The following is a 16,056-nucleotide window of genomic DNA, read 5'->3' as shown; positions in this document are numbered from 1 at the left end:
CCATACGGATAAACGACATTTAATAAAATAAAGCCTTACTGATTTTCAGAACAATGATGTGAACTGAAAGTTGGTAAGGTTTTTTGTACTCCTTGAACGGATGGAAAACGAAAAAGCACCGGTAAAATCTATTGACAAATAATGTAAACACGTTTATAATTAAGAAAAAGTAAACGTGTTTGCAAATTAAACGTAAGACTTAATACATACATCCGGAGGATCTTCTTGACGGGCGTTTCAAAATAAGATAGTATTTTTATTAGTTAATGTGTTCACAAAATTAATGATATGTCTGCGATTATCGAATAAGAAGATATGGCTGTTTATGAAAAAGGTTATGAGACAAAACGACGTTTAATTATGTCAATGTACAATAAATTAAAAGTGCAGGATGCATCAGAGATTACGGTACGGGAGCTGGCGAAGGAAAATAGCTGTTCACCGGCAGCGCTGTACCGCCATTTTGAAAGTCTGGAATATCTGATTATCATCGGCTCAATCAGGTTTTTTATTGATTACATGGTTGAATACGGCCGGCTGATGGATTCCGGCAACAATCTGATGGAATCGTATATCAAAGGATGGCAATTATTTAACAAGTATGCATTTGAAAGGCCGGATCTGTATTACCGGCTCTTCTGGGGACAGTATCATACCATGTTCTCAGACGCACTGGAAGAGTATTTTGAGCTGTTTCCCGTGACAGGATCGGAACTGTATCCGGCATATTTTTATACGCTGCTGTTCACGGATGACGTCATAAAACGGGATTTTCTGATCCTGAGGCGTGCTGTGAACTACAACATGCTATCTGACGAGGATGCCGCCTATTTCAGCAAAACCAACACGTTTATCGTTAAGGGAATGCTTGAAATGTATATGGGGCGTGATCTGGAAGAAAGAAGACAGGGAGAGCGGGAGTGTAATGAACTGCTGCTGAAGAATGTTGAAAAAGTTTATGTTCCGTCTGAATGTGAGCTTTGAATGCGGGGAGGGGTAAAGGTATTTGATTCAATTTGCAGAGTGTGGGCACATTGACTGATTTTTTTGCCACAAAAAGTGAACGAGTTTACTAATTGGAATTTTGAAGCAGACACATGAGAAGAAGGGCAACTTTTCCATTGTAATCACAGTACTTGCCGCCATGATTCCGGTCTTCAGGATCAGGGTTGGAAATAAAACAAAATGAAAAAGGAGCAAAAACTATGAATGACAAAAACAGACCTCTCAGACTCGGAATGCACACATATACGCTGCATTTCTTTGGCCTCGGTGAAAGCTGGGGCTTCGGCAAAGATTACTATTTCGAGCAGACGATGTCACTGTATGAACTGATGGACAGGGCTAGGAAGTGGGAGCTTGACGGTCTCCAGATTACAAAGGTGGATCTCCTGACGACTGCGCAGGATGATCCGTTCGGAACAGAAAATCTGAAGAAGGTTGCACAGGCAGCCAAAGAGCACGGCTTATTCCTGGAATTCAATTCATCCTTCCAGGCAGGCAGCGACTCCCGTGTGAACTGTACGGCAAAGGAGGCACTGCAGATCGGTCATGATCTGGACGCTGAACTCGTGAAGTTCAGTCTCGATATCAAACGTCCGAGGAAACTCTACGGCTCCTGCATGCATCCGGATGTCATGCGCCAGATGGCCGACAGATACGATGAATTCAAGGCAGTCATCCCTATGATTGAAGAGTTCGGCATGCAGATTGCGATTGAAAACCACACCGATACCTTTGCCGATGAGATCCTGTGGATCGTAGAGAAGCTGAATCATCCGCTGATCGGTACGTGTGTGGACACCATGAATCCGCTGCAGGTGATCGAAAATCCCTATGACGTGATGGAGCGCATGCTTCCCAGGGCATACTGCTGCCACTTCAGCGATGACGTGATCGTCGTGGATCCCCTCGGTGTGCATGATATCGGCGCGCCCCATGGACAGGGTTCCATGGACTGTCCGAAGATGGTCGCACAGATCCGTGAGAAATCCCCGATGGATAAGATTATTTTTGAAAATGAAATCGCCTTTAAGAGTCTGGACGAGCCAATCGAGGAAGCCAGAGCCAGAGAACTTCAGGCGTGTGAGGAGAGCGTGCGTTACCTGCGTGACGTATTGAAACTGGGCGTCAGAAACCGATAATTTTATGGCAGCAGTTCAGGACGGCGGAAAAAATTGATACAAGCCGCTTTTTCGTACCAACTTCCACATTGGATAAACATCCGATGCTTCCTGACCGTTTTTTTGGCCGGGAAGATGAGCCGTCCTGAACAGTTACATTTTTGAAATATTTAAATCCAGGAGGAAACGAATTATGTCAAGAGAACAGATGATTCATGACGCAGCGATGGAGATCATGCGCGATGTAGGTGTCAATATCCATAATGAAAAAGCGATTGAAATTTACCGGGCAAACGGCATCAAGGTAGAGGGAAATACCGCATATTTTACAGAAGAACAGGTGATGCACTGGGTGAAGATGGCGCCTGAGTCCTTCACGATCCATGCGAGAAATCCCAAATACAATATGGTGGTCGGAGGAGAACATACGAATCCTGCCCCGACCTATGGATGCGCGTTTATCGACGACTGGGAAGGCAAGCGCCGCCGCGGTACCATGGAAGACTATATCAAATGCCTGAAGCTTGTTCACGCAGAGGACAGTTATTCGATCAACGGCGGTATTATGATCCAGCCCGGCGACATCCCGGAAGAGGCAGGCGCCATTCAGATGTTCTACGCCACACTTTTGCACTCTGACAAAGCGATCATGCTGCCCACCGGTTTCAAAGACGAGATGGCACTGATGCTGGAAGCCGGCTGTGAGCTCTTCGGCGGAAAAGAAGGAATGATCGAAAAGCCGAGAATGATCGCACTGATCAACACGGTTTCTCCGCTGTCACTGGATGAGAGAATGCTGGACTGCCTGATGCTGCTTGCCGAGTATGGACAGGCCGCAATCCTTTGCCCGGCCGCGATGCTCGGTGCAACGGGCTCGCTCTCCATGGCGGGAACACTTGCCAGCGGCGCAGCAGAAAGCCTTGCGGGCATTGTGCTGGCTCAGATGATCCGTCCGGGAACACCGGTTGTCTTCGGCGTTCAGTCTACGGCGGCAGACATGAGAGGCGGAATCACCTTCGCATGCGCTGCTCCTGAGGGGACACTGATGCAGGGATTCGGAGCAAATCTTGCGAGATTCTACGGACTGCCGTCCAGAGGCGGCGGATGCCAGACCGATGCGCCGGTCATCAACTGCCAGGCTGGCTACGAGTCCATGCTGACCTTTTCATCCGCGTACCGTCACGGCATCAACTTTGTGATGGAAGCCGGCGGCGTCATGGACAGTGTCAATGCTACTTCATTTGAGAAAATGATCATTGATTTTGAAATCATCCGCCAGGTGAAAGCTGCCTTCACACCGATTGAGGTGACGGCGGAGACACTGAATCTGGAAGAAATCAAGGAGATCGGACACGACGGCAGCTTTGTGACATCTGATTATACACTGGACAACTTTGAGGATCTGTATTCTCCTCATATCGGCGAGCGTAACGCCAAGGGCAGCGATTACTTTAAAGACAGCATCGAACGGGAGATGCACCGACTCCTGAAAACGTACGATGAAAACCGTCCGGAACTGGATGCTGATATGAGGGATAAGGTAAAAGCGGTACTCTCGAAATCAGGACTTGAAATGAAATATTTTGAAAATATCGAGCAATAAAAAATACAGTCAGCAGGAATATTAGACATATGGGAGAGTGGTCCGAACGATAGTTCGGGCTGCTTTTCCTTTTGCTTTTCTCAGACAATGCGGATTTGCAAATTTCTTCTACCATAACCTGCCGCGCCTGTGCTATGCTAAGAATGCAGGGACAATAGCATATCCGGATCGATACAGGAATGTAGAGACCGGCCGGGCGGCGAGTCGCCGTCTGGTGAGGAAAATCAGGCCATCAGACTTCCAGATGCTGCGAGGTACTTCAGCACACCGGCGGTGTGCATACGGGCGCTGCCCTGGTACGTCTTCGCATCTTACAGAATCATCTTATTGTATTGTCCCTGTTTGTAAAAAGAGAAATGAAGGAGAAACGATGTCCGGCAATGATTTGTGGAAATACTGTACAGCTGAACAGGAAAAAGAAATGCTGATATCTTTCCGGCTCCTGGATGGGATCCAGATGAAAGAGGAGAAGTATCTGGCATGCCTTTATGCCCTCAGCAACCATGCAGATGAGCATTACCATGCAGCCGCCGTAAAAAAGCGGGGCGGCGGTGTGAGAAGGCTGATGGTGCCGGATGCATTGCTTGGCGCTGTTCAGAGGAACATTCTGCATCATATACTGGACGGCATTACACCAGCGAATGCGTCGAAAGCATACCGGCGGGGCGTCACCATCGCGGACAATGCGCTGCCGCACGTGGGTGCAAAACAGATCGTGAAGCTGGATATCAGGGACTTCTTCGAAAATATTACGTATCTGCTGGTCTATCAGTATGCCTTTCCGGCGGTTTACTTTCCTCCTGCAGTGAGAACGATGCTCACGGCGCTCTGCTGCTGCCGGGAATGTCTTCCACAGGGAGCTCCGACATCGCCCGCCGTCTCCAATCTGGTCATGAAATCTTTTGACCAGTATATGGAATCCTGGTGCTGCAGGCGTGGGATCCGGTATACGCGGTATTGCGACGATATGACATTTTCCGGGAGCTTTGATGCGAAAGAGCTCAAAAATAAAGTGAAAAGTTATCTTCAGGTGATGGGGTTTCAGCTGAATGAGAAAAAGACGAGGGTTTTGAAAAGGCACTGCCGGCAGACTGTGACGGGGATCGTCGTCAATGAAAAGCCGCAGGTGAGCCGTGATTACAGAAGAAACCTGCGCTCAGAGATCTATTACTGCCTGCGCTATGGGGCGAAAGAACACCTGAGCCGTCTCGGAAACTCAAAATGGATGACGGAGGAGGGACCCGATACGGAGCGATATCTCCGGCACTTACTCGGGAAGATCAATCATGTTCTGCAGGTGAATCCGGAGGATGAGTATTTCCTGTGGGCGAGGGAGAAAGTACGGGAAATAAGCAGTCGGGCAACTAAAGATGAGATACGGTGAAGAGTAACCTGACGAAAAAGCAGAAATACAGGTAAAAAGTATGGATAAAACAGAAAAAGTTGTAAACATCTGTGAAAATGTACTGGAAGGAATTGAAACGAAAACATTGCCTGCGTCGTCAGCACTGCTGAAATGCCTGCAGATCGCCCGTCTGTTAAATGACGCAGATGCAGTCATCTGGCTGCAGTATGAGTACGGAGGATATCCCAGAGATAAAAACGGGGAAATTGAAAAGAGTGCACGGGAGATCGGCTACACCAACGGGCGAGGATATATACGAAATGGGGAAAGAAAAATATTTCTGACGCTGGCGGCAGAACTGGAGAAAAGAGTAAGCGCCAGGCAGTATGCAGCCGGTAACTTTTCCACGCAGGGAATCTCCGTTTCCGGAGAACGCGCGGACTCTGCAATGCGTCAGCTGACGGATTTAGTCAATCATTATACGAAGGATCTGATAGATAATATTGCGCTGGATGAAAAGAAATTATCTATTTTAAAGGCGCAGTATTATGATTACGCACTCCGAAAATACAGCGAGCTCGCATTCGGCAACGCCGCTGCCGATGTATTTGCGGTATACAGAGAACGCGTTGATCATTATTTTTCGAAATTATCACACGGCACGGTACTGCAGCTGAAGGCAATCGAGGATAAAATCACCTCCGATAATCCGGAAGTATATTCACAGGCAGTGACGACCTGCCGCAGGCTGTTCCAAAACACTGCCGAAGAATTATTTAACAGATATTTCCCTGACTATTCGGACAGTACCTATAAGACAAAATCGGGAAAATTCATTGATATCAGCGGGAATCACTACATCAATAAGTTATCGGCTGTAATCGAAAAGCTCCAGAGTAAATCTGCGGCAAAAAGCGCAGCGGGAAGCAGCATTTTATATACCCTGGACTGGATCGGCAATCTGAATTCCCTACAGTGTGAGGGTGTACATGCCAAGATAACGAGACAGGATGCCATGCAGTGCATCATACACACGTATATCTGTCTGGGTGATATCCTGAATCTGCAGGATGATTATAAAGGATGAGTCTCAGTTGATGCTGTAAATTTTTCATGGAAAAACTTATGTAATTAGGGTATAATAACTGCACAGAGTGCAGTCCACAGCAACGGTGTTGCTGTGCCGCTGCTGCACAGCGGATGATACCCGGCAAGCCACGGCTGGAAAAACAAATATCCCATTGGTCTGCTTGTTTTTCTGCGCGCGAGGTATAATGACTGCAGGAGAGTCGACATGTTTACATATTGACAAACGGCGAATGTGAAATATTCGCCGCTACATTTTACAAAAAGGGAGAAGATAAAGTGAAACAGGACATGATTGTAATTTTAGACCTTGGAAGTACCGAGAATACAGTTGTCGCAAGAGCGATCCGTGATATGGGTGTATACAGTGAGATTCATCCTCACGACATTACTGTGGCTGAACTGCAGGCACTTCAGAATGTAAAAGGGATCATTCTGAACGGCGGGGAAAACAGGATCGTCGACGGTGCGGCTGTGGATGTTGCACCGGAACTGTATGACTGCGGCTATCCGATTATCGCTATCGACCATCCGACCGCAAAATGCCCGCAGCAGTATGACGCGGTCCCGGAAGAAGACGTGCTGAAAAACTTTGTATTTAACGAGTGCAAAGCAGAAGCAAACTGGAATATGAAGAATTTTGTTGCGGATCAGGTGGAGCTTGTGAAACAGCAGGTCGGTGACCGCAAGGTATTGCTGGCACTCTCAGGCGGTGTGGATTCTTCTGTTGTAGCTGCACTTCTTCTGAAGGCCATTGGACAGCAGCTGGTATGTGTTCATGTAAATCACGGGTTAATGAGGAAGAATGAATCGGAAAATGTTGTTGAAGTCTTCCGCGACCAGCTCAGTGCAAATCTGATCTATGTTGATGCGACAGAACGTTTCCTGGGCAAGCTGGAAAATGTGTCCGATCCGGAACAGAAACGTAAGATTATTGGCGGAGAATTTATCGAGGTATTCCAGGAAGAAGCCAGAAAGCTGGAAGGAATTGATTTCCTGGGTCAGGGAACCATCTATCCGGATATCATTGAGAGTGGAACGAAAACGGCAAAGATGGTGAAATCCCACCATAATGTAGGCGGACTTCCGGAGGATATGAAGTTTGAACTGGTGGAACCGCTCAAACAGCTCTTCAAGGATGAAGTGCGCGCATGCGGTATCGAACTGGGACTGCCGGATTATATGGTATACCGCCAGCCATTCCCGGGACCGGGACTTGGCGTTCGCTGTCTCGGCGCGATAACACGCGACCGTCTGGAGGCAGTCCGCGAGTCCGATGCGATTCTCAGAGAGGAATTCGAGAAAGCCGGCCTGGACAAGAAGGTCTGGCAGTACTTTACCGTGGTACCGGATTTTAAATCTGTCGGGATGAGGAATCATGCGAGATGCTTCGAGTACATGGTGATCATCCGTGCGATCAACACCATCGATGCCATGACGGCCAGCATTGAGAATGTGGATTGGGATGTACTTGAGGTGATCACAAACCGGATTCTGAATGAGGTTGCGAATGTGAACAGAGTTTGTTATGATATGTCGCCGAAGCCTCCGGCTACGATAGAATTTGAGTAAAAAAATAAAGCCCGTAAACCCAGTGTTTAAGCTGGTTTCCGGGCTCCTGTTTTGGGTTTGAGTACACTTTTTGGTAATTGTTAGCATGTCTTTTAATTGTTCGTTAGGACTCTATAAAGTTCAAGGATTAATTCTACTTAAATAAAAAGGAGCGAAAATATGCAGATATCTCATATGGAATTAGAAAAAATTTTTAATGATGTATTACCAGAAGAAGTAAAGACTTGTGTGAATAAATTTATTATGAATGAGTTAGATTTACATAAAAAATATTATGATTCAAAAAATCTTTGGATAATAGATCAAAAAATTGGTGGTGTCGGAGCGTATTGTTTGCCTTCAGATCCATTGAAAAATCCTTTTCCAGCAGGGGAATTGCGAGGATTGTATCGCCCATTGCAGTATGTACGTTCGGAGATTGATATTTGTGATATGAGGCAACATGCAAGGTATATTGTACAGATGTGTGGGATGCATCTTGAAAATGCATGTAGATTATATTTGAAAAATCAGAAATATATTAAAGCTTATTTGTTAAGAAAAAATACATTAGGAAATGCAGTTAGGGAAATTGAAAAGATTTCTAGTTTTAACAAATCTACTATTGAAAGTCTATATAATTTTGTTGTAATATATAACTTATCAAAGCATGAAGTCAATCAGGCTGATTGTAGACAACGTCTTTTTAATGGGTTTGATGCAATTGTTGCATATTTTTCAGCTAGAATCTTGGGATTACATATTTTACAAAAAATAAATATAAAAGAAAGTCATAGTCATTTTGAAGTAGAATGGTGATAAACCGGCATGTGATGTTTACAAATAAGAGAGTGTGAAGAAAAGTCTGTAAATGCTGATCTTCTATGGTAATAACTGGGCTGAAAATTCCTTGCTGGGCTTTCAGCCCTTGTTTTATATATAGTAGTAACTATTGTTGCATGACAAGAACAGGCGGATCATCCGTCTGTGGAAAATAAGACAGATTGGCTTATTCCGGCAGCCGCCCTTCGTACATGATGCTCAGTTCCCCATAAACCTGTCCCCGATTCCTGAGTGGTATCGTCCATTTCTTTGCGGCTTCAAACGTAGACAGGTACAACGCTTTCAGTAGCGCGGTATCGCTTGGAAACACGCTTCTCTGGTGGTTTAGCTTGCGATAAGTGGCGTTCAGGCTCTCAATGGCGTTGGTCGTATAAATGACCTTTCTGACTTCTGTAGAAAACTTGAAAATCGGGGATATAGCATTCCAGTTCTGTTTCCAGCTCCTCATGGAATTGGGATATTTTTCACTCCATTTTTCTGTGACCCGTTCCAGAGCGTCCAGAGCTTTTTCTTCCGTTGGTGCCTGATAGATTGTTTTAAGATCCGCACAGAAGGGCTTTCTATCTTTGTCTGACACGTATTTCATGGTATTACGTACCTGATGCACGATACAGCGTTGATATTCGGTCTTCGGATACGCTGCTGTGATTGCCTCTTTGATGCCGCTGAGTCCATCTGCACAGAGGATTAAAATATCTTTCACTCCCCGATTTTTTAAGCCATTTAGTGCAGACAGCCAATATTTAGAACTTTCGTTTTCTCCAACCTCGATGGTCAGGACTTCTTTGCGTCCCTCCTGATTGATACCAAGAATCACGTAAGCCGCAAGTTTGCGGATGACTCCATTATCACGAACTGAGTAATGAATGGCGTCTATGTAGAGAACCGGATATACCTCTGAGAGTGGCCGGTTCTGCCAGTCTTCAATCTGTGGCATGATTTTATCGGTAACATCTGAAATAAAGCCTTCCGATGTTTCAAAGCCATAAATGTCCTCCAGCGTATCAGAGATCTGTCTTGTGGTCATGCCCTTGGCATACATGGAAATGATCTTCTGGTCGATGTCGGAGATATCTTTCTGGCGTTTTTTGACCACCTGCGGCTGGAATGTGGACTTGCGGTCCTGCGGTACCTGAATGTTCATAGTGCCATAGCTGCTATTGATGCGCTTGGATTTATAACCGTTACGGTAATCATCTGTGTCCGAACGTTCTGATTTCTCATAGCCCAGATGCTCATCCATCTCTGTTTCCATCATTTCTTTGATGGTACCGCCAAGCAGGTCCTTGAGTGCATCCTGAATATTCTCGGCCGACTGGATGTCGTACTCCTGAAGGAGCTGCTGGATGATGTTTCTTTTCTCTTGCCATAATAAAAGGCCTCCTACTACAATAAGTTTATAGTTAATAACCCTTACAGCCAGTAAGGAATTATCCAACTTATTGCTGGCTGTATAATGATGGAGCAATTGGGATATCGGAGGCCTCCTTGGACTTCACGTTCGTATTATAGTCTGATATCCAGCTTCTCATTTGCAGCATTCGTTTTATGCAGGTGGTACGTTCGTGTCATCCCACAGTAGATAGAATAGGCAATGAGTAAAACTGGTGCTTATCCATTGCAATACTATTTTTAAGGAGTGGCAAATATATGAACGCAGTAGGTATCGATGTTTCTAAAGGCAAAAGTATGGTTGTTATCTTGCGCTCATTCGGTGAGATTGTTAAATCTCCATTTGAAATCAAGAATTCCTCCAGTGACATAAGTTCATTAGTAAATCTGATTAAGTCCGTAGACGGTGAATCTCGTGTTGTGATGGAACATACAGGACGCTATTATGAAGCCTTGGCTCATCAGCTTTCAAATGCCGGTATTTTCACTTGTGCTATAAATCCTAAACTTATCAAAGACTTCGTCTATGCAAGATTGCTTGTTCAGCTGCAGTTCGGGGCTTTCACGGTAAATCAATCACCCAAAACCACCGCTCGAATCGCCCCGAACACTTCTCGTGGTCGCTTCTTAAAAGCATCAATGATAAAACGATGATCACACCCATCTGGAGTAAGCACAACGATTTCTTCGCCTATTATCCGGATAAAGCTGCCATTAAATTGGAAACTTTTTACCTCATCCTTGGATGTATCAATATCAATTGACTTAGAAAGACGTTTCAGCTCCTGATAAAGTCTCAATTCTTCCGTGGAGCGGATGAGTAACTCAGGCACAGACTCACTGACCTTTAACAGAAACAAATTTGTATAAATCTGAACACGCAACCCGGATTCCAAAACCCTTATTGGAGTGTCTAAAGATATCCAATCTTTAACAAAAAATTGATAATACTCATCGTTTGGATTGCCGTGATGTGGAATCGCAGTAATCTGTCTACGAGTGGTCTTTTCGGTGCGAATAACTTCACCGTAAACGAAAATTCCAGAATTATGTTTTCCGAAGACATTGTCAGGTTGGTACAATGCTACATAATGTATTGGTAATCGATTCACAGCAACTCTTTTAACGGGTATATGATAAAATCGATGAGCAAGGTTAATAGTTAATTGGGTCTCGTTGCGGACAATCCCTACCATTACATCGCGATTGTCAAGATCGATCTGAGCAAGTTTTTCCGCAATGCCAGTCGGTAGGGTTGCACGTTCTAAGGCAGAGTCGGGCGAATCCCCAATCAGTTTGTCTAACATTTTTGCAACTAGCGCTGTGGCACTTGGAAGGAAGGGGAGACCGCCAACATTTACTGTTTCAATGCTCTCGTAGAATTTATGTTGTTGATATTCCTCCTCATTGTGATAAGGAAAGAGAACATATGCACCGAACATGGTACGTTCAAATTCGGGACTTGTACTGTTATTGCGGACAATTGCGTCGCGATAGCGATGCATTGTATTGATATCCTCCTCCTCTGGACCGGGCGTTTGATAGGTTGCCCGGTAAGGCGTTGCATTAAGCGCCGGGTTGATACGATATTTGGCGTCAAAGATATATTGATACTTTGTATTGGAACCCTTCTTTTTTAGGGAAAGCACATTGTCGGGCCTCTGTGTGACGGTTGGCAGACTGGATGCTTTGGGATTATAGGCAAGATGGATCCGTTCGCCGGTTTGTGGATTTACATAAGTGATAGAAGAACCGGAACCTTTACGCAAGGTGATGAATAAGTTATTGCCATCTGTTTTGATAATATCTTGTTTTATGAGATGATACCGTTCCTTCAAAATGCTGTTTAATTTGATAAAACACCAGTATTCGTAGAGTAATGCAACGTCTTTCACGGAAATACTAAAAATATCACTGTCCAGTGATAGACCGTGTTGCATCATGATGTAATATTTATAAAGTTCGCGGTATCCGGGAGCCATGGTAAAAACCATAGATATCTGCGTTGAGGCATTAAAGTCCGATACATTGTTAAAGAAAGTATGGCTGACGCGACGATCAATACCTTTACCCATCGTGTTGACTATGTCTACGACGTCAGAGTCTTTTTGTCGTTTTAGGTTTTGATAATGTGAAAGCAGTGTCTCCAATCGTTTGATGGTGGTACACAGAATAAATTTTGCAAATTGGTTTTCTGGTGTGTCATATGTTACACGTTTTTGTGTTGCCAAAGCGCAATCGACCCGAAACTGTCCCTGGTCATTTTGAATGTGCTCTGGATGTTTTTCAAGCCAACGTAATGTTTTTGTGTTGGATCGTCTGATCTTGTGAGCAGGGAGGATCTCTGGCTGCGTATATAGGGTGTGGTGTGGGTGGGCTATCACAACATCGGCGGCCGTGATAAATAAATCATAAATGTGACGGATAACGCTAAAAAATTCTGTGGAGCTGTTACCGACCATGTCATTTAAATTACCTGAAAAGTAAGTCTTTTTTAGAAACTCAAAAGAAAGATTATAGATTTCGTCGGTGACATCTGCCATCAATTGTAGATAATCGGCTCGATATTGTAACTTGGTTGGAAAAACCTCTACGCTAATCGTGAGATATGGGGTCCCATTGAGGCGTATTATAAGATCACTTTTACCAATTTCATTGCCGAAGTTAATGATGCCGGATAGCATTTTACCTGAGCGGCCGACAGGGCTGATTTTATTTCGAAGTCCCAGGTTTTCGTGCCAAAATTCTATGACATCTGCACTGTTATTTTCAATAATTATTTCATAATTTTGTTGTTCGTAGAATATAGGATAGGTATGATGTAATATACGATGGCCATCTGAATTTGTGTGCACAAAAGACACCTCTGCATCGAGGTCTGGAGCAACCTCCAAATGGAAGCTGTCCAGACATGTAATTCGAAAATCAGAAGTCTCTTTTTGGTGAGCAGAAACACCGATACGGGGATGTACGGCAATTCCCTTGAACGTAACGCTTATTTTTTCAGTTGAGATAAAAATCAGCTCTTCGCGATTAGAGCCAGTAGGAAGTGTAGCCATCCTCCTCAAATCTCCTTGTCATAAATGCAATTTTTTCAGCACTTCTGCGGTAAGGCACAGTGTCCTGAGTTTTCAGATAGTTAAACATGTTCTCACTAACCGTATGATTGGCATCCTGTGTTAATTCCGACTGGTTAGCAACACAGATTTTAAATAAAGTAAGCAACAGATTTTTAATCGACTGGCTGCTCCCATGGATGCGAGGCAAAATCTTTTGTAGTACTGCAAGATCCATAGCGACAGCTGCATCCAGTAAAGAGTATTTTTCATTGTATAGTAAATAGAAACAAATTTCGTCACGCACACGGTATCCAATCTGTGCGTTTGCATTTTTTAAGGCTTCATTCATTTGTTTCAAGATGGAAATGGCAGTTAATATCGTATCTTCACCCTCGGGACATTCTGCCAACACTAGGTAGTCGCTTCTTAAAAAGCGATTATCTAACACCGAAATATCGATGTTTCCAAGATTTTGACGGAGATCCAGATTAACATAAGAAAATTCTATCGTATTAGCACGGTCCAAAACCTTTTTACTAAACGGGAATGTGGTTTCGTCCATGTTCACAGTTCCGATGATATAGAGGTTTTCTGGAAGAAAAAGTTTACCGTGTGATGCAACTGCAATGTCACTCTCCGCTATCGTATCTGTGGTAATCTGATCATTATCAAAATGACGTGTCTCAATAATTGATAGAATATCACTCAAATAATATTCTACTCTGGCTAGGTTCATTTCATCTAAACAGAGAAAGTAAGGTTTCGTCTGGTCTGATATGGCAGTTATAATAAATTCAGTGAGCGCACCCGGAATATATTGTCCGTTGAGATCGACATAGCCAAAAAGGTCTGTGGAGTCAGACCAATCTGGGCGTACAGGTACTAATTTATATCTGCCGTTGTCCACAGTGGCACCTATGGCTTCCGCAAATAGTTTGACAAGCTTTGTCTTCCCCGTTCCCGAAGTACCTGCCAATATGACAAAAGGCTTCGCTTTAAGGCTTAAATAGAAATTCTCAATAAACCCGTCTTCATAAGAGAAACCTTTGGCGGAAATATACTGAGAAATCCGAGTGAGTTCATCCGAGATATTGTATTCTTCTATAGATTCATCGGTATCTGTCATATCTAAATACTCTTCCAGTGTTATTTGATGCCAGAGGTCATGCAACGCATATACATATTCTTCTTGTATTTCAATACCAGAAGCCTGTGGACTCCATCGTTGCAAGGGGAATTGCTCTTCCAATAGCGCTAAAGGTAACAAGTGTTCATAATGAAAATTCAAAATTCGGTCAAAATTCACATCAACAAATCTTGCCGTGATGTTTTGGGAACGTTTTTCTAAATTCCAATGCAAATCCTTGTAGCTTTTCTGAATAATAGTTCCAGAAGCTATGATTCCTCTAGGTTCATCGCCAAGTTTCATGAGGAAGATAGAATCCCCAATTTCGGGGGCGGTATTGTTACAGCTCCACGGTGTGTCTACTTTATACCCATCTTTAGTCTGTTGGGCAAGACTTTCGTAACCATCCCATACCCAGTTGTTAGCATTCCAAGTTAATAACCATGCTTTCTTTTTAGTCCTATGTTGTGCTTGCGTCTCCACATATTCTTGATAGAGGCTAATCATGTTAAAAAGATCATCGGTCAATATATCAGTTGATGGGACCTGCCCTTTGTGATAAGCTTTATAAAAAATACAACCATGTTCATAAAATTCATTCCCTAGGTTTAGGTCCGTCCCAGTAGAAAATGGTCCTGGGGGAATAGTCGCCTGTATGTTTGCGGCTATCTCATGTAATTTCAGAATGGTTTTTCGTTTTCCTAATGAGTTTATGTAGTTAGTACAACCTTGGTTTAATGTTAAATAAAGGGTATTACCATCTTCCGATAACAGATATACAATATAGACACCACGCTGAGCGGATGTCGTCACTCGCTTATCAAAGATACAGATCCAGGGAACAGCTGCCCAGTTTCCCTGACCGATACTACCTTTTACGAGATATGTTTCATTATTTAAAAATGGGAATGTCAATATGGCTTCAGGGATAACTTGACGTATTAGTTTACCAATACGATTGTTCCTAAACGTCTCATGTTCTCGGCAATCCTTATAGTGTTCTAGCATATAGTCAAAAAAGTTTTTTAAATCTGTTTGCATATTAGCACCATCAATTCTATCAAAATATTTCTGTATCTTTAAGTCTAAAAGCTCTTTCAGCTTTTTAAAATCTGCATCCTTCATGTCTGCCATAAGTTCCTGTGAGAATATCAGGTAATCGGTATTCTCGATCTTTTTGATCTGAAGAAACCCCTTGTGACTAATTGCTTTAAACGGGTTATCTAAGATTACCCTGAGGACATCCTGAATAGAACTCGACTCAATATTAGCAATCCGCTGGTCAACATCGACATCAGGAGCCTTTCCTTGGCTTTTTCGGTCCTGATAGAAATGTTTAAAGCGCTCCACAACTTGATATAGTGAGCACTTACCGGTATGATCCATAAGTGCCAACATACAGTCCAAAAGAATTAGTTTATACGATCTCTGATATCCGGCAAGGCTGTCAGTCGGTCCAATATATTGAAAAAATTTAGATTTCAATTTTGCTTTTTGAGGATGACACTCAAAACGTATGGCTCCATCTTCAGTGATATAGATATCAATAAACTCTTTCTGGGACTCTGGAATGGTAATGGCGTGTCCTTTTTGTGTGTTGCTCTTTTGCTCATCAAGAATAGAAGCGCTGGAAATAAATAGTTCTTGTAGTTTGGACGCAATTAGCGAAGCAGAGGAGTAGCGAATTTGCACAACCTCACTTCTAGGATATTTAGTAGGGTCAATAGCTATATTTGTAAGTCTCGCCTCATAGCGTTTTCCATCGAGTAGAATGCTTATAGTTCTCTTTTCACCTTTTGTTAAAGTATATCCCAACTCCTCAAATAATTTAGCTTGAATATTTACGGGGATAGTGATTCCGTAATTTAAAGTAGATTGATCAACTTCTTTCTGGTAGATATACGTATCGGACATACTGTCACCTCATT

Annotated in this window: 11 protein-coding genes; 8 read left to right on the top strand and 3 right to left on the bottom strand. The window is 43.6% G+C overall.

What is annotated here, in order from left to right; genetic code table 11:
* The first annotated feature begins 360 nt into the window (after positions 1 to 360).
* The 7 genes from NQ502_RS07325 (at position 361) to NQ502_RS07295 (ending at position 8,527) form a co-directional block, all read left to right on the top strand.
* Positions 361 to 984 (top strand): TetR/AcrR family transcriptional regulator, encoded by a 624-nt coding sequence (locus NQ502_RS07325; protein ID WP_148511889.1) that lies wholly within the window; start codon positions 361 to 363, stop codon positions 982 to 984.
* Between the two features lie 221 nt (positions 985 to 1,205).
* The gene (locus tag NQ502_RS07320) at positions 1,206 to 2,144 is read left to right on the top strand and encodes a sugar phosphate isomerase/epimerase family protein (RefSeq protein ID WP_028527538.1); all 939 of its coding nucleotides are present in this window, start codon (positions 1,206 to 1,208) and stop codon (positions 2,142 to 2,144) included.
* Positions 2,145 to 2,316: 172 nt separating this feature from the next.
* Positions 2,317 to 3,726 (top strand): trimethylamine methyltransferase family protein, encoded by a 1,410-nt coding sequence (locus NQ502_RS07315; RefSeq protein ID WP_044982975.1) that lies wholly within the window; start codon positions 2,317 to 2,319, stop codon positions 3,724 to 3,726.
* 370 nt (positions 3,727 to 4,096) lie between these two features.
* Positions 4,097 to 5,110, top strand: coding sequence for a reverse transcriptase family protein (locus tag NQ502_RS07310; RefSeq protein WP_028527536.1), 1,014 nt, complete (start codon positions 4,097 to 4,099; stop codon positions 5,108 to 5,110).
* Between the two features lie 40 nt (positions 5,111 to 5,150).
* Positions 5,151 to 6,158: a hypothetical protein gene (locus NQ502_RS07305; RefSeq protein ID WP_028527535.1), complete on the top strand. Its 1,008-nt coding sequence runs from the start codon at positions 5,151 to 5,153 to the stop codon at positions 6,156 to 6,158.
* A 278-nt stretch (positions 6,159 to 6,436) separates the two neighbouring features.
* Positions 6,437 to 7,729 carry a glutamine-hydrolyzing GMP synthase gene (gene guaA, locus NQ502_RS07300; protein ID WP_028527534.1) on the top strand — a complete coding sequence of 431 codons (1,293 nt, stop codon included), beginning with the start codon at positions 6,437 to 6,439 and terminating at the stop codon, positions 7,727 to 7,729.
* 174 nt (positions 7,730 to 7,903) lie between these two features.
* Positions 7,904 to 8,527, top strand: a complete 624-nt coding sequence (locus NQ502_RS07295; protein ID WP_148511888.1) for a hypothetical protein — start codon at positions 7,904 to 7,906, stop codon at positions 8,525 to 8,527.
* 190 nt (positions 8,528 to 8,717) lie between these two features.
* Here the strand turns inward: NQ502_RS07295 and NQ502_RS07290 are convergent, their stop codons facing one another.
* Positions 8,718 to 9,944: an IS256 family transposase gene (locus tag NQ502_RS07290; protein ID WP_028527532.1), complete on the bottom strand. Its 1,227-nt coding sequence runs from the start codon at positions 9,942 to 9,944 to the stop codon at positions 8,718 to 8,720.
* 257 nt (positions 9,945 to 10,201) lie between these two features.
* Here NQ502_RS07290 and NQ502_RS07285 point away from each other — a divergent pair, with 257 nt between their 5' ends.
* A complete protein-coding gene (locus tag NQ502_RS07285) occupies positions 10,202 to 10,597 on the top strand; it encodes an IS110 family transposase (RefSeq protein ID WP_407691151.1) in 396 nt (131 codons plus the stop codon).
* Here the strand turns inward: NQ502_RS07285 and NQ502_RS07280 are convergent.
* Positions 10,516 to 13,002: a restriction endonuclease-like protein gene (locus NQ502_RS07280; protein WP_028527531.1), complete on the bottom strand. Its 2,487-nt coding sequence runs from the start codon at positions 13,000 to 13,002 to the stop codon at positions 10,516 to 10,518. The two genes, NQ502_RS07285 and NQ502_RS07280, sit on opposite strands and share 82 nt — an antisense overlap.
* On the bottom strand, positions 12,977 to 16,042 hold the full coding sequence (locus NQ502_RS07275; RefSeq protein WP_049898030.1) for an MrcB family domain-containing protein: 3,066 nt from the start codon (positions 16,040 to 16,042) through the stop codon (positions 12,977 to 12,979). Before NQ502_RS07275 ends, NQ502_RS07280 begins: the two co-directional genes overlap by 26 nt.
* Positions 16,043 to 16,056: the final 14 nt, after the last annotated feature.

Source organism: Ruminococcus gauvreauii (assembly GCF_025151995.1).
Classification (GTDB): Bacteria; Bacillota; Clostridia; order Lachnospirales; family Lachnospiraceae; genus Ruminococcus_G; species Ruminococcus_G gauvreauii.
The sequence above is the reverse complement of the archived record's forward strand: the minus strand, read 5'-3'. Positions and strand labels throughout refer to the sequence as shown.